The 19,140-nt window shown below is 61.0% G+C and carries 22 protein-coding genes; 13 read left to right on the forward strand and 9 right to left on the reverse strand.

The genetic code is table 11. From position 1 onward, the window contains the following. Positions 1-59 precede the first annotated feature (59 nt). The 3 genes from VWY60_RS08710 to VWY60_RS08720 are packed head-to-tail and all read left to right on the forward strand — an operon-like array spanning position 60 to position 1,380. Positions 60-488, forward strand: coding sequence for a YeeE/YedE family protein (locus VWY60_RS08710; protein ID WP_416540299.1), 429 nt, complete (start codon positions 60-62; stop codon positions 486-488). Beyond that, entirely contained in the window at positions 488-919 is a 432-nt protein-coding gene (locus tag VWY60_RS08715) for a DUF6691 family protein (protein ID WP_416536166.1), read from the forward strand. Before VWY60_RS08710 ends, VWY60_RS08715 begins: the two co-directional genes overlap by 1 nt. Before the next feature lie 11 nt (positions 920-930). After that, on the forward strand, positions 931-1,380 hold the full coding sequence (locus tag VWY60_RS08720) for a TIGR01244 family sulfur transferase (RefSeq protein ID WP_416536168.1): 450 nt from the start codon (positions 931-933) through the stop codon (positions 1,378-1,380). Positions 1,381-1,581: 201 nt separating this feature from the next. Here the strand turns inward: VWY60_RS08720 and VWY60_RS08725 are convergent, their stop codons facing one another. The 5 genes from VWY60_RS08725 to VWY60_RS08745 form a co-directional block, all read right to left on the reverse strand. Further along, complete coding sequence (locus VWY60_RS08725; protein WP_416540300.1) at positions 1,582-2,964, reverse strand: FliM/FliN family flagellar motor C-terminal domain-containing protein; 1,383 nt, start codon at positions 2,962-2,964, stop codon at positions 1,582-1,584. Positions 2,965-3,045: 81 nt separating this feature from the next. After that, on the reverse strand, positions 3,046-5,724 hold the full coding sequence (locus tag VWY60_RS08730) for an ATP-binding protein (RefSeq protein WP_340545329.1): 2,679 nt from the start codon (positions 5,722-5,724) through the stop codon (positions 3,046-3,048). Next, positions 5,724-6,059: a hypothetical protein gene (locus VWY60_RS08735; RefSeq protein ID WP_416536172.1), complete on the reverse strand. Its 336-nt coding sequence runs from the start codon at positions 6,057-6,059 to the stop codon at positions 5,724-5,726. Before VWY60_RS08735 ends, VWY60_RS08730 begins: the two co-directional genes overlap by 1 nt. Beyond that, positions 6,056-6,502: a response regulator transcription factor gene (locus VWY60_RS08740; RefSeq protein WP_340545327.1), complete on the reverse strand. Its 447-nt coding sequence runs from the start codon at positions 6,500-6,502 to the stop codon at positions 6,056-6,058. The genes VWY60_RS08735 and VWY60_RS08740 overlap by 4 nt, the downstream gene beginning before the upstream one ends. Positions 6,503-6,601: 99 nt before the next feature. Further along, complete coding sequence (locus VWY60_RS08745; protein WP_416538636.1) at positions 6,602-7,915, reverse strand: short-chain fatty acyl-CoA regulator family protein; 1,314 nt, start codon at positions 7,913-7,915, stop codon at positions 6,602-6,604. A 232-nt stretch (positions 7,916-8,147) separates the two neighbouring features. Between VWY60_RS08745 and VWY60_RS08750 the strand changes: the two genes are divergently transcribed. From VWY60_RS08750 to aat, 9 genes are all read left to right on the forward strand, one after another. Next, entirely contained in the window at positions 8,148-9,494 is a 1,347-nt protein-coding gene (locus tag VWY60_RS08750; RefSeq protein ID WP_340545325.1) for a substrate-binding protein, read from the forward strand. Positions 9,495-9,648: 154 nt separating this feature from the next. Continuing rightward, positions 9,649-10,671 carry a branched-chain amino acid ABC transporter permease gene (locus VWY60_RS08755; RefSeq protein WP_340545324.1) on the forward strand — a complete coding sequence of 341 codons (1,023 nt, stop codon included), beginning with the start codon at positions 9,649-9,651 and terminating at the stop codon, positions 10,669-10,671. A 4-nt stretch (positions 10,672-10,675) separates the two neighbouring features. Beyond that, complete coding sequence (locus VWY60_RS08760) at positions 10,676-11,878, forward strand: branched-chain amino acid ABC transporter permease (protein WP_416536174.1); 1,203 nt, start codon at positions 10,676-10,678, stop codon at positions 11,876-11,878. Positions 11,879-11,890: 12 nt separating this feature from the next. Beyond that, a complete protein-coding gene (locus VWY60_RS08765) occupies positions 11,891-12,646 on the forward strand; it encodes an ABC transporter ATP-binding protein (protein WP_340545322.1) in 756 nt (251 codons plus the stop codon). Positions 12,647-12,657: 11 nt separating this feature from the next. Then, positions 12,658-13,413: an ABC transporter ATP-binding protein gene (locus VWY60_RS08770; protein WP_340545321.1), complete on the forward strand. Its 756-nt coding sequence runs from the start codon at positions 12,658-12,660 to the stop codon at positions 13,411-13,413. Positions 13,414-13,616: 203 nt separating this feature from the next. After that, entirely contained in the window at positions 13,617-14,153 is a 537-nt protein-coding gene (locus tag VWY60_RS08775) for a LuxR C-terminal-related transcriptional regulator (protein ID WP_416536176.1), read from the forward strand. Positions 14,154-14,313: 160 nt separating this feature from the next. After that, positions 14,314-14,808 carry an acetyl-CoA carboxylase biotin carboxyl carrier protein gene (gene accB, locus VWY60_RS08780; RefSeq protein WP_340545319.1) on the forward strand — a complete coding sequence of 165 codons (495 nt, stop codon included), beginning with the start codon at positions 14,314-14,316 and terminating at the stop codon, positions 14,806-14,808. A 9-nt stretch (positions 14,809-14,817) separates the two neighbouring features. Further along, positions 14,818-16,170 (forward strand): acetyl-CoA carboxylase biotin carboxylase subunit, encoded by a 1,353-nt coding sequence (gene accC / locus VWY60_RS08785; RefSeq protein WP_340545318.1) that lies wholly within the window; start codon positions 14,818-14,820, stop codon positions 16,168-16,170. Between the two features lie 127 nt (positions 16,171-16,297). Next, the gene (gene aat, locus VWY60_RS08790; protein ID WP_340545317.1) at positions 16,298-16,930 is read left to right on the forward strand and encodes a leucyl/phenylalanyl-tRNA--protein transferase; all 633 of its coding nucleotides are present in this window, start codon (positions 16,298-16,300) and stop codon (positions 16,928-16,930) included. Here aat and VWY60_RS08795 read toward each other — a convergent pair. The 3 genes from VWY60_RS08795 to VWY60_RS08805 all read right to left on the reverse strand — a co-directional run bounded on the left by VWY60_RS08795 (position 16,894) and on the right by VWY60_RS08805 (position 18,190). Beyond that, entirely contained in the window at positions 16,894-17,256 is a 363-nt protein-coding gene (locus VWY60_RS08795) for a DUF2155 domain-containing protein (RefSeq protein WP_416538634.1), read from the reverse strand. The genes aat and VWY60_RS08795 overlap by 37 nt on opposite strands. After that, entirely contained in the window at positions 17,256-17,708 is a 453-nt protein-coding gene (gene mlaD, locus VWY60_RS08800; RefSeq protein ID WP_340545315.1) for an outer membrane lipid asymmetry maintenance protein MlaD, read from the reverse strand. Before mlaD ends, VWY60_RS08795 begins: the two co-directional genes overlap by 1 nt. Before the next feature lie 95 nt (positions 17,709-17,803). Then, a complete protein-coding gene (locus tag VWY60_RS08805) occupies positions 17,804-18,190 on the reverse strand; it encodes an NADH:ubiquinone oxidoreductase subunit NDUFA12 (RefSeq protein WP_340545314.1) in 387 nt (128 codons plus the stop codon). A 172-nt stretch (positions 18,191-18,362) separates the two neighbouring features. On the opposite strand from VWY60_RS08805, the gene VWY60_RS08810 reads away from it, so the two are divergent. Continuing rightward, positions 18,363-18,650 (forward strand): hypothetical protein, encoded by a 288-nt coding sequence (locus tag VWY60_RS08810; RefSeq protein WP_416540301.1) that lies wholly within the window; start codon positions 18,363-18,365, stop codon positions 18,648-18,650. A 29-nt stretch (positions 18,651-18,679) separates the two neighbouring features. On the opposite strand, the gene VWY60_RS08815 is transcribed toward VWY60_RS08810, so the two are convergent. After that, positions 18,680-19,039: a RidA family protein gene (locus VWY60_RS08815; protein ID WP_340545312.1), complete on the reverse strand. Its 360-nt coding sequence runs from the start codon at positions 19,037-19,039 to the stop codon at positions 18,680-18,682. Positions 19,040-19,140 lie beyond the last annotated feature (101 nt).

Below are 19,140 nucleotides of genomic sequence, written 5' to 3' on the forward strand. Positions count from 1 at the left end.
GGGCCTGACACACACGGCGCCGAACTGGGCACAAGCGGCCATAAACAAGGGATATCACGATGAATGCAGATTGGATCTGGGGACTGATTGGCGGTGCGCTGATCGGCTCAGGCGGGGCAGTTTATCTGCTTGGCAACGGCCGTATCATGGGCGCCAGCGGCATCCTTGGCGGGCTGATCGACGGCAGCGGGCGCAATACGTCGGGCGAGCGCATCGCGTTCATCGCCGGTGTCATTCTGGTGCCGCTAGTGATCTGGCTGACCGTGGCCGACGCCCCTGACACCCATCTGACCAGCAACACCGTGGTGATCATCGCAGCGGGCCTGCTGGTTGGTCTTGGCACCCGTATCGCCAATGGCTGCACATCCGGCCATGGCGTCTGCGGCATATCGCGGCTGTCGCTGCGCGGGCTCGTGGCAACTCTCATCTACATTCTTGCAGGCGCCGTGACATTGGCCCTGTTTCGTCATCTCTGGGGGCTGATCTAATGCGGGTACTGCTGTCCTTCGTCGCCGGCGGGCTTTTTGGTCTGGGACTGTTTCTGTCAGGGATGACCGACACGCAAAAGGTCCAGGGCTGGCTGGATATCTTTGGTAACTGGGACCCCACGCTGGCCTTCGTAATGGGCGGCGCGATCCTGCCAATGGCAGTGGCCTGGCAACTGACAGACGGACGCCGCCCACTGGTCGGTGGCTCCTTTCCCAGCCTGCCGCGCCAGGAACTGGACAGGCGCCTGGTGATCGGTTCGGTCCTCTTCGGGATGGGCTGGGGGCTTGCCGGTCTCTGCCCCGGACCAGCAATGGCCTCGCTCAGCTATGGTGGGTTTGGAGGCGTCATTTTCCTGGTCTCGATGGGCGCCGGCATGATTGCGGCACCGCCCGTCGTCCAGCGACTGGACCGAACCGCAGCAAGCACGTAAAAGACAGATCCATGGATGCACGCACATTGACCCCCCGCTATTCCGTCTCGCCGCAGATTTCGGTTGAGGACCTGCCACAGCTGGCCGAGGCCGGTTTCACCACGGTGATCTGCAATCGGCCCGATGCCGAGGTACCGCCAAGCCATCAGGCCGAGGCTATCCGCGCCGCCGCTGAGGCGCAGGGGCTTCGGTTTGAGGTGCTTCCCCTGACCCACCAGACCATGACGCCTGAGAATGTTGCACAGCAACAGGCCTTTATTGAGGCTTCCGAAGGTCCGGTTCTGGCCTACTGTGCCTCGGGCACGCGCTGCTCGGTCATCTGGGCCCTTGGGCAAGCGCCTGTGATGCCGGTGGATGAAATCCTCGCCGCAACCGCGCAGGCGGGCTATCAGCTGGACGGGCTCCGGCCGACTCTGATCGCCGTCGCAACCCAATCCGCCCTTGCCGAAGGCGACAGCTGACGTCGTGGCCAAAGCCCGCAACGCCAGATAAGCTTCGCCATATAAGCATATGAAAAATAAAGACAGTGCCGATCGTGCACCGTCTTTTTTGTTTCTGTCGATAGCGGGTGTTCCACTGAGCTTTCGAAAGGGTCGCATTGCCGCGCACCGTGCGGAGACTGGCAGGACAGCATCAGGCGCGATGGGATTGCGTTATCGGGGTCAGCCGGTACCGCTGTTCAGCCCTGCCAGATCGGAGATTTCCATCGCGGCGGCGTCGGCGTTGAACTCGCCCAGCCCATCTCCCAGCCCATCTCCGAATCCATCACCCAGACCGTCCCCCATGGGCATCGCGCCAAGGTCCGGCAATTCGCCAAGATCCGGCAGATCACCAGACATCGCATCACCAAGACCGTCGCCAAGCCCATCACCGAGGCCATCGCCCATTGGCATTCCGCCGAAATCGCCGCCAAGGTCGCCCCCCAGATCGCCGCCAAAGTCGGCTCCAAGATCACCGCCGAAATCCCCAAGGTCGCCGCCCATATCGCCAAGCCCATCACCTAGCCCACCCATGCCGCCCATCGGGTCTTGCAACCCGTCGGCCGCGATGGAGAGATCCAGCGTCGGAGGTTCATGGTCTAGCGCAGCGGCATCGCCGCCCATATGAGTTGAGAATGAGCCCTGATCGGCTGCACTATCATTCACAAGTTTGGTCCGGGGATCTGTCAGCCGCACGGCGCGGGCACCATTCATCTGCCCCAGACGTCCCTGCGCAACGGCTTGGCCGCTGATCGAGATCATTTCCGTCTCATAGAGATAGGCCTGATCCAGCGGCAGAAGATCCCCCTCCTCGAGCGAGGAGAATTCATTTGCGGGGATCTTCATCTTGCAGAGGATCGCGCGCAGCTCTGCACGCATTGACCCCATGTTGCTGCCCAGTGACGGTCCCGTAGCATGGGCTGATTGCCCGGCCTGCCCCAGATCCTCCGGCGTGGGTTCCGGCAGGATCAATGTCAGCCCGCCCTGCATGGCACCGCAGGCCAGATCCAGCGTCAGCTCAATCACCCGGTAATCTTCAGCCTCAAGACCCAGAACGAGGCTGCGCACATCCTCTACCTGCGCGCCGAAACGGTAGCCGGAGAAGATCGCCTCATCCTTTTGCTGGGCCAGCATGGAGACCACCTTGGCAAAGGTGCGCTCAAGAAAATCGGCAACCATGGCCGCGTCTGTCGGGGTGTAATTACGTTCGCTCGGCGCCTTGCCTAGAACCTGCCCCATGGTCTGCTGCTGAATGAGGGCGGTCACGGTTGGCGCGTCCAGTGTCGCAGCACCGATACGCCCGTTCGGCCCGTCCAATACCACCAGAAGATGCTTGTCCGACAGATGCGGTGGCAGATCTTCCGGAACACGGTTGGACTGGCGCGCGGCCAGCACAGCGACCGGCAGATCACACAGATCCGCCGCCGCCCGCGCAATCGAGCGGCGCAACGCCTTGAGGGTCAGGGAGCTGGTAAGCCCGCCTTTGCCTTCTTTGGTGGCGGCCAATTTGCGGGCCAATACGCCGCTGCCACCAGTCGCTGCCGATTCCGATTTCGTTTCAGACATAGGTTGTAAACCTGCCCCTCTCGCACCGCTTTGCCATAGGTCTACCCCAAGAGTGGTTACCAATAACTTTACGATAAACAGTTAAACCGGGTTTTCCCGACGAAGAGGTAAGGAAACCTGAAACGCGCCGCCGACCTCATCCGATAGGTAGGCCACATCACCGCCGAGTCGCTGCATGATCTCGCGACAGATCGCCAAACCAAGACCGGCGCCGCCTGCACGTTCTGGGCTAACTCGCGAGAATTTCTCGAAAATCATGGTCCGAAACTCCGCCGGGATTCCCTGCCCATTGTCGATGAAGTCAATGAACAACCAGTCACCGCTCTGCCGCGCCATGATACGCAGCTGCGGCTCTGCCGCGGTGCAGTATTTGTCGGCATTGGCGATCAGATTGATAAACACCTGTGCCAGCCGGTCCAGATCCGATGACAGCCGCATCTCATCCGTCGCGGCATCACGCTGAACTTTCAGCCGCGCGGAACCATCCGCCAGCGCGGTTGCCTCCGCATGATCCAGCACATCGCCGAGCCGCCCGGCGCTGATGTTGAGGCTGACCTGACCGTTTTCCAACACGCTCAGATCCAGCAGATCGTTCAGCAGACGGGTCAGCCGCTGCGCCTCGTCATGGATGATACCAGCATAGCGGCTGTGATCACGGGGTTCGAGGTTCTCAGTGTCGCGCAGGATTTCGGAGAAGGCGCGAATAGAAGTCATCGGCGTGCGCAATTCATGGCTCACCTGGCTAAGAAACGCATCCTTCTGCTGCGATAGCTGGGTCAGCTTTTCGTTTGTTTCCTGAAGCTTGCGCGCGGTTCTTGACAGCTCTTCAGATTGCGCCTCAAGCCGGTTGGAATACTCGAGGATCTGCGCGGTCTCATCCGCCACAGCCAGCAGATCCTGCACCGACACCGACGATCCCCCCACAATCTGCCCCACCATGGCATGGGCCGCCGCCGCCCCGATCGAGGCGCTGAGTTCGCGTTCCAGCCGCTCCAGAAACGCAGGCGTCGGCTCCGGCAACGGACCACGCCCTCCCTGCCGCGCCAATTCGCTCTGAAAGAACTGCTGGGCCTCGCCCGCGCCCAGAATACGCTGCGACATGATCATCAGATCCTCGCTTTGCGCAACCGAGCCGGTCCAGCCGCGCGGCCCCGACGAATGATCAAACACATGAACAAACTGCGCGCCCTGTAACCGCTCCAAAGGGCTCGGAAAGGTCAGCAATGATCCGATAAGAAACGCCGCCGTGTTCAAGGCCATCGACCAGAGCACCGCATGGACCGTCGGATCAAGGCCCTCGATCCCAAAGAGCGCATGTGGCCGCAACCAGGATAGGCCCAGCAGCCCTTCGGCCAGCACCCGCGCGGGCAACAGCCCACCGCCAAGCTCCGGCAGCAGCATTGTATAAAGCCAGATCGCAAAGCCGACCGACAGGCCGGCCAGCGCACCGCTGCGCGTGGCGCCGCGCCAGAACAGGCCCCCGACAAGGCTCGGCAGCATCTGGGAGATACCGGTAAAGGAGATCAGACCGATGGCGGCCAGCGCCGCACCGCCGCCTGACAGCGTGTAATAGAAATACCCCAGCGCCATGATGCCTGCGATGGACAGACGTCGCGACAGCAGCACCACATGCCGCACATCCCCCGAGACCGAGGCGCCCACCTCCTGCCAGCGCAGCCAGATCGGCATCACGATATGGTTCGACACCATCGTCGACAGCGCCATTGCAGCCACAATGGCCATGGATGTTGCCGAGGAAAACCCGCCAAGGAAAGACAGCATCGCCAACCCTTGCTGTCCCTGCGCCAGCGGCAGGGTCAGCACGAACAGATCCGGATTCGACCCGGCCGGGAGCAACTCCAGCCCGATGGCCGCAATCGGCACCACGAAGATCGAGATCAACAGCAGATAAAGTGGAAACGCCCAGGCCGCGACCCGCAGGTGGCGTTCATCCTCATTCTCGACCACCATGACCTGAAACATACGCGGCAGGCAGACAAAGGCGGCGGCAGACAGGAATGTAATGGTGGCCCAGCGACCGCCATCGACCTGCCACTGACCTATGCTGGAGGCGTCAATCCGCGCCATCGTCTCGCCCACACCACCCGCCACTCCCCAGACCACAAAAATGCCCACCGCCAGCAGGGAGATCAGTTTTACCACGGCCTCAAGCGCGACGGCGGTGACAACACCATGATGGCGTTCGTTGGCGTTGAGATTGCGCGTACCAAACAGAATGGCAAAGGCCGCAAGCCCCGCCGCCACCCAGAACACCGTCTGCGTTTCATTGACACTGCGCAGCGGATCAGCCTCGGCAAAGATCGAGAAAGACAGTGTAATGGACTGCAATTGCAGCGAAATATAGGGGGTCGTACCAATCACCGCCAGAATCGTGACGCCAATCGCCAGAAGGTTCGACTTGCCATAGCGCGCAGACAAGAGGTCAGCGATAGAGGTGATCCGCTGGCTGCGGCCGACCCGTACCAGCTTGCGCAGCCCCCACCACCAGCCGACCATTACCAGCGTAGGACCGAGGTATATGGTGATAAACTCCAGTCCCGAACGCGCCGCGTAGCCCACGGCGCCATAGAAGGTCCAGGCCGTGCAGTAGATCGACAGCGACAGCGTATAGATCAGTGGAGATCGCATCCAGCGGGCGGCGCGACCGTGGCTGGCATGGCGGTCCGCCGCAAAGGCGACGATGAACAGAAGGGCGACATATCCCAGACAGACCAGCGCCAGAACATTGAGTGACGCCATCAGTCTGCGTCCCCGCCCCGGCGCGGCTCGCCACCCTCTGTCCAATGTTCCGCCCAGCGGCGCACCGCCAGCGCAAAGCCGAAGCTGGCCAGGATCAGCCCCGCCCAAACGACCAGGATATAGATCATTGCCCGCGACAGGGGCATACCCGACACCGTGTCGGGGGCCGGATAGGGATCAGGGTCAGGCCACATCAGCGGAACCGCAAACAGCAGCGCGCCGAGCACCGGCAAGAATCGTGCGACATCCATCAGGCGACGGCGGCGGTAGGTCTTGCGCTCGACAAACGGCGCCGCGGTTTCACCCTCGCCTTCAGCCCCGTCGCCACGGATCATCCCTGGCGGGCCTGTTCGGCCAGATCGGCAGCGGCGGCAGCCGCCGCATCAGACAGTTTGGCCCGGTTCTGGGCAGCCTGCGCGTGCAGATCCCGCACAGCGGTCAGCACCTCATTGTTGGAAAACGGTTTGGTCATGAACCGCGTAACTCCGGCCTGTTCGGCCATCTCCCGGTCGCGCAGCTGCCCCCTTGCGGTCAGCATCAGCACCGGCAACCCCGGCAATCGCGCGCTCTCGCGCAGCTCGCGGATGATCTCCAGGCCGCTTTTGCCCGGCAACATCAGATCCAGGATCACCAGATCCGGCTTGGCTGCACAGATCACCTCTACCGCATCACTGCCATCGGCATGGCTGTCCACCTGCCAGCCGTCGCGGGTCAGCAGAAACCGGATTGCTTCGGTGATATTCGGCTCGTCTTCGACCAGAACAACATGCCTGCCCATTGTGTGGATAGTCCTCCCCTACGCCCGAACCTTCGCGGGGTCATTGCCCCCAGGCGCCTCCGTCCCTGGCGCAACAGTAGCGCTGCGCTTGCGCCGCTGTCAAAACTCTTCCTTCAGGATCGACGGCTCGCGCCGCGCCACACAGTCGCGGCGCGAACAGATCCGGCAGCTCGCGCCGACCGGCTGAGCGGTCTCGGCCACGTCACGCTTGGGCAGGATCAGCATCACAGCATGATACAACGGATCGCTGTCGAAATCCGGTCGCTGATGCGGCCAGGAAACCGCCAGACAATCAAACCCGACTGCATTGCGCCCCTGTTGCACCACATCGCGGCGCACGGGTTCCTGCGGCCGCGACAGCGCCGTGTAAAGCGGCCAGAGCGGACAGGAGGCTCCAAAACGCGGCAGGGCGAACCCGGTCACAGGCTTGCGGAACAGGATCGACCCCGAGGCATCGCAGATCACCAGCCCTGCCTCCTGCCCCAGAACTTCAGGCGGCAAGGCCCCAAGCCGCCGCAGCACCGTCGGCAGGTCACAGTCGAACGCACGCGCCAGGGCGACGGGGGCCACGCCATCGCGGGCAAGCCGCTCGGCCAAATCTGTCAGCGGCATCGCCTCGGCATCGGCGCAATATTGCAGCAGCCCGGCGCGGGCAATGGCGGTTCCGGCGGCGCTGACCAGCTCATCGGCCTGCGACAGCAGCGCCTCGATCAGCCCGGGGCGGGCGGCCACATCCGCAACTTCCAGGTCCACGAAGTGGTGCTCATGAGCGGCAAAGAACTGCTCCGCCTCTTCCTGCGGCATCCCCCGCCGTTCGACCGACGTGTTGCTCTCATCAAGAAAATTCACCAGCGCACGGCTGCTCTCGGCCAGACGCCGGGAATCCTCGTTGAGGTTCTTGTGGAACCGATCCCGCCATTCGGCCTCCAGCTCGCCGGTTTCGGCGAGGATCGAGGCAGTCGACCGGATGGCGGCAGCGGTAGACAGCACCTCATGTAGCGAAGCCGCCAGCTGAGGATCATGTGTCAGCCGGTCCGACAACGTCTGGACCGTCCGTTCCAAGCTGGCAATCCGCAGTCGGCCCTGGGCCAGAACCTCGGCCCAGCCGGGAAAGCGGCCCGCGAATTCGTCTACCCGGTCCAGTTCGGCCACAGGTCGGGTGAGATCAGCCGCCGCCTCCCGCAGGGTCGCCAGCAACGCCACCTCTGCCCCTTCGGTCAGCATGGAGGGTTCAACCGCCAGCACCCGTGCAAGATCCACCAGCAGCTTACCGCCGATTCTGCGGCGATTGTGTTCAATCAGGTTCAAATAGGAGGCCGAGATATCGACCAGCCGGGCCAGCTCCGCCTGACGCAGTCCCAACATCAAGCGCCTCTCCCGGATACGGCTTCCTGTCAGCGTGTCACGGCCCATGGCAATGCCCCCTCTCAAAAACACGGTGGATCAAGGGTTTTCTGCAACGCAACATAAGTTTCTTTACAAAGAACCCTTAACACCTGTTCATTTCTTTACAGAATAAACCTGCATTTCAAGGGTTTTATTGCGCAATTTTACAAGCCGCGCCCATACTGATTTTGCACGAAAACGTGCGGGCGCCAGCGGAAGTGAGGAGCTGTTGTCGTCATTACACAAATGGGAGGATTACATGTCCAAGACTGACGTATCACGTCGCGGAGTCCTGAAGACCGGCGCCCTGGCAGGTGCCGGCGTTGCGCTTCCGACAATCTTTACCGCATCGTCTGCTGCGGCGTTTACCAACGAACCGACCGGCAGCAGCGTGACGCTGGGCTTCAACGTTCCGCAAACAGGCCCCTATGCCGACGAAGGCGCGGACGAGCTGCGCGCCTACAAGCTGGCGGTCGAACATCTGAATGGCGGCGGCGACGGCGGCATGATGAACACCTTCTCGTCCAAGTCGCTACAGGGCAACGGTATCCTGGGCAAAGAAGTCAAATACGTCACCGGCGACACTCAGACGAAATCTGACGCCGCCCGTGCCTCCGCCAAGTCGATGATCGAAAAGGACGGTGCCGTAATGATCACCGGTGGCTCGTCCTCCGGTGTTGCGATTGCCGTGCAGGGTCTCTGCCAGGAGGCCGGCGTGATCTTCATGGCGGGTCTCACCCACTCCAACGACACCACTGGTAAAGATAAGAAAGCCAACGGCTTCCGTCACTTCTTCAACGGTTACATGTCCGGCGCTGCCCTGGCGCCGGTGCTGAAGAACCTCTACGGCACTGACCGGAACGCCTATCACCTGACGGCGGATTACACCTGGGGCTGGACCCAGGAAGAATCCATCGCCGCCGCCACCGAGGCCCTGGGCTGGAACACCGTGAACAAGGTGCGCACGCCGCTGGCTGCAACCGACTTCTCGTCCTACATCGCCCCGGTTCTGAACTCCGGCGCGGATGTGCTGGTGCTGAACCACTATGGCGGCAACATGGTGAACTCGCTGACCAACGCGGTTCAGTTCGGCCTGCGTGAAAAGGTTGTAAACGGCAAGAACTTCGAGATTGTCGTACCGCTCTATTCGCGTCTGATGGCGAAAGGTGCGGGCGAGAACGTGAAGGGCATCCACGGCTCCACCAACTGGCATTGGTCGCTGCAGGACGAAGGCTCGCAGGCATTCGTACGTTCCTTCGGGTCCAAGTATGGCTTCCCGCCCAGCCAGGCCGCGCATACCGTCTACTGTCAGACCCTGCTATATGCAGATGCGGTGGAACGCGCGGGTTCGTTCAACCCCTGTGCGGTTGTCGAAGCCCTCGAAGGGTTCGAATTCGACGGTCTGGGCAACGGCAAGACGCTCTATCGCGCCGAAGACCACCAGTGCTTCAAGGACGTTCTGGTTGTGCGCGGCAAGGAAAACCCGACCTCGGAGTTCGACCTGCTTGAAGTGGTCGAAGTGACCCCGGCAGCGCAGGTGACTTACCCGCCGGATCACCCGATGTTTGCAGGCGGTGCCCTGGGCACCTGCAACAGCGGCGCCTGATCGCGATAACCGGGGCGGGCACTCTCAACGCTGCCCGTCCCGTCACTCTCCCGGCTTGACCCTGCCCGACATGTCTAGACGACAGGACCAGCGCCAGCGGCGCTGAACAGCCGACTTATGCCAATTCCAGACGGACCAACCGAAGGTGGGGACAATGGACGCAATCCTATTGCAAATCTTGAACGGGCTCGACAAGGGCTCGGCCTATGCGCTGATCGCGCTGGGTCTGACACTCATCTTTGGCACGCTCGGCGTGGTGAACTTTGCCCATGGGGCGCTGTTCATGATCGGCGCGTTCTGTGCGGTCACCGTGCAACGCGTCCTGAGCCTCAGCTTTGAAACCGTGGATGAAACCCAGAAGGATTTTCTGGGCAATCCGCTCAAGGTGAAAACCCCCTATGTGGAGAGTTGGTTCGGCCCCGAGGTGGGCGGTGCCATCGTCGACTGGGCCGTGCCGTTGGCGATCCTATTTGCCATCCCGATCATGATTACGGTTGGCTATGTGATGGAACGCGGGCTGATCAAGCATTTCTACAAGCGCCCCCATGCGGATCAGATTCTGGTGACCTTTGGCCTCGCCATCGTGTTGCAAGAGGTGGTGAAATATTTCTACGGCGCCAACCCGATCCAGACGCCTGCACCCGATGCGCTGAACGGCGTGATCAATCTGGGTGCGATCATCGGCCTCGACATCATCTATCCGGTCTGGCGCGTGGTCTATTTCGGCTTTGCCCTTGTGATCATCGGCGGCATCTTCTCCTTCCTGCAGTTTACCACATTCGGCATGGTGGTGCGCGCCGGTATGGCCGACCGTGAAACCGTCGGGCTGCTGGGGATCAATATCGACCGCCGCTTCACCATCATGTTCGGCATCGCGGCCGCCGTCGCGGGACTGGCCGGCGTTATGTACACACCGATCAACTCCCCCAACTACCACATGGGTATGGATTTCCTGGTGCTGAGCTTTGTGGTGGTGGTTGTCGGAGGTATGGGATCGCTGCCCGGCGCCGTGCTTGCAGGGTTCCTTCTTGGCGTGCTCGAAAGCTTCGCCTCGATGAATGAAATCAAATCCCTGATCCCCGGTATCGACCAGATCATCATCTATGTGGTCGCAATCATCATTCTGCTCACCCGCCCGCGAGGCCTGATGGGCCGCAAAGGTGTGATGGAGGACTAAGCACATGTTCGCACTCAACAAAAAAGACAAGACGCTGCTGCTGGTCGTTGCCATCCTGACCCTGTTTGCACCGTTCATCCTGAACCCCTTCCCGACGGGCAGCGCCCTGGCGCAGTTCAACGCGGGCTACCCGGACCTGATGCAGCGGTTTGTGATCTTCGGGATCTTTGCCATCGGCTTCAACATTCTCTTTGGCCTCACCGGCTACCTGTCCTTTGGTCATGCCGCCTTCCTTGGTGTGGGATCCTATTCAGCGGTCTGGATGTTCAAGCTGCTCAGCATGAACGTGGTTCCGGCCATCGTGCTGTCGGTGATCGTCGCGGGTCTGTTTGCACTGGTGATCGGCTATGTCAGCCTGCGCCGCTCCGGCATCTACTTCTCGATCCTTACGCTGGCATTCGCGCAGATGTCCTTCAATCTGGCCTATTCGGTGCTGACCCCAATCACCAATGGCGAGACCGGCCTGCAGCTGACGCTGGATGACCCGCGCATTCTGGGCGTGTCGGCGACCGCTGATGGCTCGATCCCGGTGACCAGCCTCTTTGGCCTGGAGATGCGCTCGACCTTCGAGATGGTCGTGGGTCCGTGGGCCTTCCAGTTCAACGCGGGCTACTACCTCTGTGCGCTGATCCTGCTGGCCGCATTCTACCTGTCGATCCGTATCTTCCGCTCGCCCTTTGGTCTGATGCTGAAGGCGGTGAAATCGAACCAGCAGCGGATGAACTACACCGGCCTGAACACCCGACCCTACACGCTGGCTGCCTTTGTGATCTCGGGCATGTATGCCGGTCTCGCTGGCGGCCTGATGGCCTCAATGGACCCGCTGGCAGGCGCCGAACGGATGCAGTGGACCGCCTCTGGTGAAGTGGTTCTGATGACAATCCTCGGCGGAGCAGGCACCCTGATCGGGCCGGTTCTGGGCGCAGGTTTCATCAAATACTTCGAGAACATCTTCTCCAAGATCAACGACAACGTCCTGCACAGCTGGTTCAGCTTCATGCCCGACGGGATCGAGGATGCGATGGTCTTCATCGTCCACCCCTTCATCGGCAAGGGCTGGCACCTGACGCTGGGCATCCTGTTCATGCTGGTTGTGATCTTCCTGCCCGGTGGCCTGGTCGAAGGCGGACAGAAGCTGCGCGGCTGGATCCAGGGGCGCAAACACGAAAAAGACAGCCCCTCGGGCAAAACTGAACCTGCGGAATAAGGAGCAAGACCAATGGGTATCCTTGAAGTCAAAAACGTAGGCAAACGGTTCGGCGGCCTTCAGGCACTGTCAGAGGTGAACCTCAGCGTGCGCGAAAACACGGTCCATGCCATCATCGGCCCCAACGGTGCAGGCAAATCGACCCTTCTGAACTGCCTGGTGGGCAAACTGATCCCGGATACAGGGTCGGTGATGTTTGACGGCAAATCCGTTCTGGGCCGCGCGCCCTATGAGATCAACCAGATGGGCATTTCCCGCGTCTTCCAGACGCCAGAGATCTTTGGCGACCTCTCGGTGTTGGAGAACATGATGATCCCCTGCTTTGCCAAACGCGACGGCGCCTTTGAGATGAATGCGATCAGCGCCGTCTCCAGCCAGCGCGACATTCTGGAAAAGGCAGAGCATATGCTGGAGGAGATGAACATGGCCGACAAACGGCACATGAACGCGGCCTCCATGTCACGCGGGGATAAGCGACGGCTTGAGATTGGCATGTGTCTGTCACAAGAACCGCGCCTCCTGTTGCTGGACGAACCCACAGCAGGCATGGCGCGGGCCGATACCAACAACACCATTGATCTGCTGAAACAGATCAAGTCCGAGCGCGACATCACCATCGCGATCATCGAACACGACATGCACGTCGTATTCTCGCTGGCGGACCGGATCACCGTGCTGGCGCAGGGCAAACCGCTGGTGGAGGATGATCCGCAAAACATCAAAGGCAACCCGAAGGTGCGCGAAGCCTACCTCGGCGAGTCGGCGTAAGGAGATCACAGATGAACGTCAAACCCGACTTTTCCAAACACGCCAACCACGCCACCACGGCCCCGGCCTTTCTCTCGGTCTGGGACATGCACGCCTATTACGGCGAGAGCTACATCGTTCAGGGCATTTCCTTCAATGTGCATGAAGGCGAGATCCTGGCGCTTCTGGGCCGCAACGGCGCTGGCAAGACTTCGACCCTGCGGTCCATCGCGCGCACGGGTTCACCGATGGTGACCAAGGGCGAAATCTGGCTCGATCATCAGCCGCTGCACACGATGTCCTCGCATGAGGCTTCGGCGGCGGGCCTGGGTCTGGTGCCGGAAGATCGCCGCATCATCCCTGGCCTGACGGTTGAGGAAAACCTGCAGCTGGCCCAGATTGCCCCGCCCATCGGCTGGTCGATCGAACGTCTATATGAACTGTTCCCGCGTCTTGGCGAGCGGCGCAAGCAAGAGGGCGTGACCCTCTCCGGTGGGGAGCAGCAGATGCTGGCCATCGCCCGCGCGCTGGCCCGTGACATCAAGGTGCTGCTGCTCGACGAACCCTATGAAGGTCTGGCCCCCGTGATCGTCGATGAGATCGAAAAGACCCTCATCCACATCAAACAGCAGGGCATTACCACCGTCATCGTCGAACAGAACGCGGTGCGCGCCCTGGAACTGGCCGACCGCGCGGTGATCCTCGACACCGGCGGCATCGTCTTTGATGGCTCAGCGGCCGAGGTTCTGGAAAACGAGGAACTGCGCGCCGAATATCTGGCCATCTGATCCAAACACTCCCCGTCGGGTCGGTACGAATGGCCGACCTTGGCACCTTGGGGCTGATGCCAGTGCATCAGCCCTTTTTTTTGGCGCCGCATCCGCGCGGAATCCCGGACAATGAAGGCCTGCCACCACGAGACAGATCGGCACTGGTGCCTATCCGACGGAATTCGCTTTGCTTTGCACAATAACAGCGGTTATCTGCCCGCATGACCGATCTCGCCTTTGAATTTGCCCCGGTGGGGCTGGCTTTGCTTGACAAACGGGTGATCCAGCGCTGCAACCGGCAGTTTGCCGAAACCTTTGGCGGCGACAGCGCCAGTTATGTCGGCCTGCCCATCGCCGAGCTTTACCCCAGTCAGGAAGACTTCCAGCGGATTGGAGATCGGCTGCAACAGGCGGATGCGCAATCCGGCCACTATAACGACGAACGGATCATGCGCCGTCGCAACGGCGATCTGTTCTGGTGCCGGGTGCGCGGGCGGTCGCTGACACCGGAGCAGCATTTTCGCAGCGGTGTCTGGAGCTTTGCCGATATTTCAGACGACCGACCGGTGGTCAGCCTCACCCCGCGCGAGCGGGATGTGGCGATCCTTACCTGCCGCGGGCTGTCGGCCAAGGAAATCGGTGCGGAACTGAACCTTTCGTATCGCACGATAGAAACCCATCGCGCCCATCTCCTGGTCAAATTCTCCGCCCGCAAGCTGCCGGAACTGGTGGCAAAACTGACCGGAATGCCGCTCTGAGCTCTGATCTGCGCGACGAGATTGCAAATCCTGCCAATGGCGCTCATGTTAGCGGCTATCTTGTCAGCGCTTTCCTTGTGGTAAAGCATACCCTATAAGCGCCTTCAATTCTTATGCCCGTAGGGATCTGCGGGCCTGTCGGAACCGGCTGAGGACAACAATGACAAATAAGACCCACGAAGCAGACGTATCCTTCATCAAAGCGCTGGCGGAACTGCTGCGCGACAATGATCTGACCGAATTGCAGGTCAAACGTGACTACGGCGAAGACGACAGCCTGAACGTGCGCGTATCGCGCCAGACCATGGCCGCGGCCCCTGTACAGGCTTATGCCGCACCGGCCCCGGTGGCCGCGGCAGCTGCCCCGGCGGCCGCCGCCCCTGCCGCAGCACCCGCCGCCGCAGAGGATCCCGCCAGCCACCCCGGCGCCGTTCCCTCGCCGATGGTCGGGACCGTCTACACCCAGCCCGAACCGGGCGCGCCGACGTTTGTAAAAGTTGGCGATCAGGTGGCCGAGGGCGATACCCTCTTGATCGTCGAAGCCATGAAGACCATGAACCACATCCCGGCCCCGAAGGCCGGCACCATCAAGCGTATCCTCGTCGAAGACGGCGCAGCGGTCGAATTCGGAACGCCGCTGGTCATCATCGAGTAAGGGTCCAACATGTTTGATAAGATCCTGATTGCCAACCGAGGTGAGATCGCGCTGCGCGTGATCCGCGCCTGCCGGGAAATGGGCATCAAGTCGGTTGCCGTGCATTCCACCGCTGACGCGGATGCGATGCATGTTCGCATGGCCGACGAATCCGTCTGTATCGGACCGCCGTCCGGCACCCACAGCTACCTGTCGATCCCCGCCATCATCTCCGCCTGCGAGATCACCGGTGCTCAGGCGATCCATCCCGGCTATGGCTTCCTGTCGGAGAATGCCAATTTCGTTCAGATCGTCGAGGACCACGGGCTGACCTTTATCGGCCCCACCGCGGAACATATCCGCGTCATGGGCGACAAGATCACCGCAAAGGACACCATGAAGGATCTGGGCGTGCCCTGCGTGCCCGGCTCCGATGGTGGTGTACCGGATCTGGAAACTGCCAAGAAAATTGGCGAGGACATCGGCTATCCGGTGATCATCAAGGCCACCGCCGGCGGTGGCGGACGTGGCATGAAGGTAGCCAAGACCGCCGCCGACATGGAACAGGCCTTCATGACTGCCCGCGCCGAAGGCAAAGCCGCCTTTGGCAACGATGAGGTCTATATCGAGAAATACCTGACCACACCGCGCCACATCGAGATCCAGGTCTTTGGCGACGGCAAGGGCAATGCCGTTCATCTGGGCGAGCGCGACTGTTCGCTGCAGCGGCGCCACCAGAAGGTTTTCGAAGAGGCTCCCGGCCCCTGCATTACCCCAGAGGAACGTGCGCGGATCGGCAAGACCTGTGCGGATGCCGTTGCAAAGATCAATTACATTGGCGCTGGCACCATCGAGTTCCTCTATGAAAACGGTGAATTCTACTTCATCGAGATGAACACCCGCCTGCAGGTGGAACACCCGGTCACCGAGAGCATTTTCGGTGTCGATCTGGTGCGCGAGCAGATCCGGGTCGCCGAAGGCCTGCCGATGTCGTTCACCCAGGACGATCTGGAGATCAACGGTCACTCGATCGAGGTGCGGATCAACGCCGAGAAACTGCCGAACTTCTCGCCCTGTCCGGGCAAGATCACCCAGTATCACGCCCCCGGCGGGCTGGGTGTGCGGATGGATTCGGCGCTTTACGACGGCTATTCGATCCCGCCCTACTACGACAGCCTGATTGGCAAGCTGATCGTGCATGGCCGCGACCGGCCAGAGGCCTTGGCGCGTCTCAGCCGTGCCCTAGGAGAGCTAATCGTGGATGGTGTCGACACCACCGTTCCGCTGTTCCACGCGCTGCTCGAAGAGAAGGATATCCACACCGGGCAGTACAATATTCATTGGCTGGAAAAATGGCTGGAAACCAATCTCGGTAACGCCTGATCATTTGGGGCGGCCTTGCGGGGCCGCCTTTTTTCTTTCCCGCTGCCCGATTTTTACCCCGCCCTTTGCCTTGTATCATCGCGTTTTCCATTTCCCCGGACCCACGATCCCGTTTTAGACTAGCCTTATGACCCTCACGCCAGAACTGCTGCTTCACGCCTATTCCGTCGGCGTTTTTCCCATGGCCGAGAGCCGGGACGACCCCGACGTTTTCTGGGTAGATCCGAAGCGGCGCGGCGTGTTCCCGATCGGTGGATTTCATCTGTCGCGCTCGCTGGCCAAAACCCTGCGAAAGGGGGGGCATGAAATTGCCGTGAACCGGGATTTTGCCGCAGTGCTTGACGGCTGTGCCGATCGCGCCGAGACATGGATCAACCCAGAAATCCGCGCCCGCTACATTGACCTGCACCAGCAGGGCAACGCCCATTCGCTTGAGGTTTATCAAGCAGGTGAGCTGACAGGTGGCGTCTATGGGGTTGTGCTGGGCGGTGCGTTCTTCGGTGAGAGCATGTTCTCCCGGCGCCGGGACGCGTCAAAGATCGCATTGGCCTATCTGATGGATCGGCTGCAACAGACGGGTTTCACCCTCTGTGACACGCAGTTCCTGACGCCGCATCTCGCCTCTCTCGGCGCGGTCGAGATCAGCCGGGCGCGCTATCGCCGCCAATTGCGGGAGGCGCTGGATATTGACGCGGATTTTACCGCCGCCCCCCTGCCCACGCCTCAGGCGTTGGTGCAGCGCATCACCCAGATATCATAGCGACTGTGATCCAGCGCGTTCAAAGCCGGGCTTGACGCGATCATCCAGCCGTCAAAATAAACCGTAGCATCATTGGGATTGCGCACCGTCACATAGGCATAGGCATCGCCGGTTGGGTTGTCGGCAGGAAAGCGGCATTCCTGCAGGCTAACGATCACGCCAAATATCTCAGCGCTGCCGCCCACCGGAATTTCCAGATCCTGCGTCTGACCATTGACCTTGTCGAGGCCGCGCAGAACGGCGGAGGTGCCATTTTCAGCAGCCCCCTGCGCGCAAGCGACACCCGTGGCTGTCACAAGTGCAAAAAGCGCCGCAATCAGACGCATCAGCCTTCGTCTCCGCTGCCTGCAACAAATTTCACCAGAAGCGAGATCAGGCTGACCGCGCCCTGAGTGTCCTCCACCGCGTCCCCCGCCTCAAAGGCAAAGGGCGATCCGCCAGGCATCACCTCAACGAAGTTGCCGCCAAGCAAGCCTTCGGAAGAAATCACCACCGCGCTGTCGTCGGGGATCTCGATCCCTTCCTTGACGGAGAACCGGGTATCGGCACGAAAGGTCTGCGGGTTCAGTTCAACACCGGTGACCGTGCCGATCTTGACACCGGCAAGACGGACATCGGTGCCAACGCTCACCCCTTCCAGAGACCGGAACGAGGCGTTCAGCTCATAAGCAGAGCCGGCGCGCGACAGACCGGCAGCCTGACCGGCATAGACGGCAAATCCGATGGCAGCGGCCAGAACCAGCCCACCTGCCAGAACCTCGGTAGTGTTATGCGACATGCTGTTTCAGCCCCTGCCTTTGGATGGGTCGACACCTGCGCCGACCTGCCAGCGCCGCTGGCGACGCTGTTGTCTCGATCAGATGTGACCGATGCTTATTCCGGCGACCATGCTTCATAGTCGCTGCGTTCCTTGGGAGCTCCGGCTGCGCGGATCGACCCGGCCGGCGCATAGGCCAGCATGGTGCCGGTCAGGTTTTCCTGATGCGGCTTTTCCCAGGGTTTATGCGCCAGAGGTTTTTCGGACGGCACTTCGTCAAACGTGCGGTGCAACCAGCCATGCCAATCTGCCCCGATGCGCGAGGCCTCAACCTCGCCGTTGAACATCACCCAGCGCTTGCTGTCGTCGGCATTGCGATAATACACGTTGCCCTGATCGTCCTCACCCACCTTGGTGCCCTTACGGGCGGTGAAGATACGCGTATTCAGGGTCGAGCCGTTCCACCAGGTCACAGCTCGCAAGAGAGAGTTCAGGATTCCCATCGGTTCCTCCGAAAATTTCGCTTCTGATATGGCGCAATTTACCGCCAAGGTCCAGACACGCTGCACCCGCCCATGGGGATTGTCGCAAAACTTCTCGGGCATTTGCACAATCGGGCCATAATTGCCGCCTAAGATGCGCGTGAATTCTTAACATCCGATAGCGAGGCCGCCCGTGCGCTTCATCCTTTCTCTGGTCGCAACCCTTATTGTCGCCGTTACTGTGCTGGACCTGATGCAGGTGACCAGCCTGATGATCCACGGCGACCGTGCCCAGCAGCGGCCAAAGACGATCCGCCTGGCCGAACCGGATGAAGGAGATTGGCAGCAGATGACAATGAAAACGCTGGACGCGGCGAAATCCATGCTGGGCTTGAATGCAGAACCAGAGAAAAGCGAGTTGCAGAAGCTGATGGAGCGGCGCCGCAAGGAAACCGCCCCTGTGCGTAGTTTCGAGTTCTAGCCCGCAGTCGGCCCAGGCCAGAGTTCCCCTTAGGCCGACGCCAGGGCCGTTACCTCGATCTCGATCCGAAACTTGGGATCAATCAGCCCGCATTCGATCATCGTGGCAGCTGGCGGGTTATCGCCAAAGGTCTGCGCCAACAGCGGCCAGCAGGGCTCGAACTCAGCGCGATCGGGCAGGTAGTAGTTCACCCGTACCACATCGGCAAAACTGCTGCCCGCCTGCTCAAGCGCGGCGCCAATGATATTAAGCGCTGACTGGCACTGCGCGACCACGTCGTCCCCCTGTCCCACGGTGCCTGCCACATGCACAAAGCCGCCCGCAACCACGGCGCGGCAATAGCCGATCTTGGCCTCAAATTCGCCTCCGGAGGAAATGCGTTTGATCATGTTCTCTGTCTCTTTCTTACCGAAAATCACATGGAAAAGCGGCGCAAGGTTACCCTCACGCCGCCTTTCAATCATCTCAGTTCTGCCATTGGCATCGCTAC

Source organism: Phaeobacter sp. JH20_26 (genome assembly GCF_048056275.1).
Lineage (GTDB): Bacteria > Pseudomonadota > Alphaproteobacteria > Rhodobacterales > Rhodobacteraceae > Phaeobacter > Phaeobacter bryozoorum.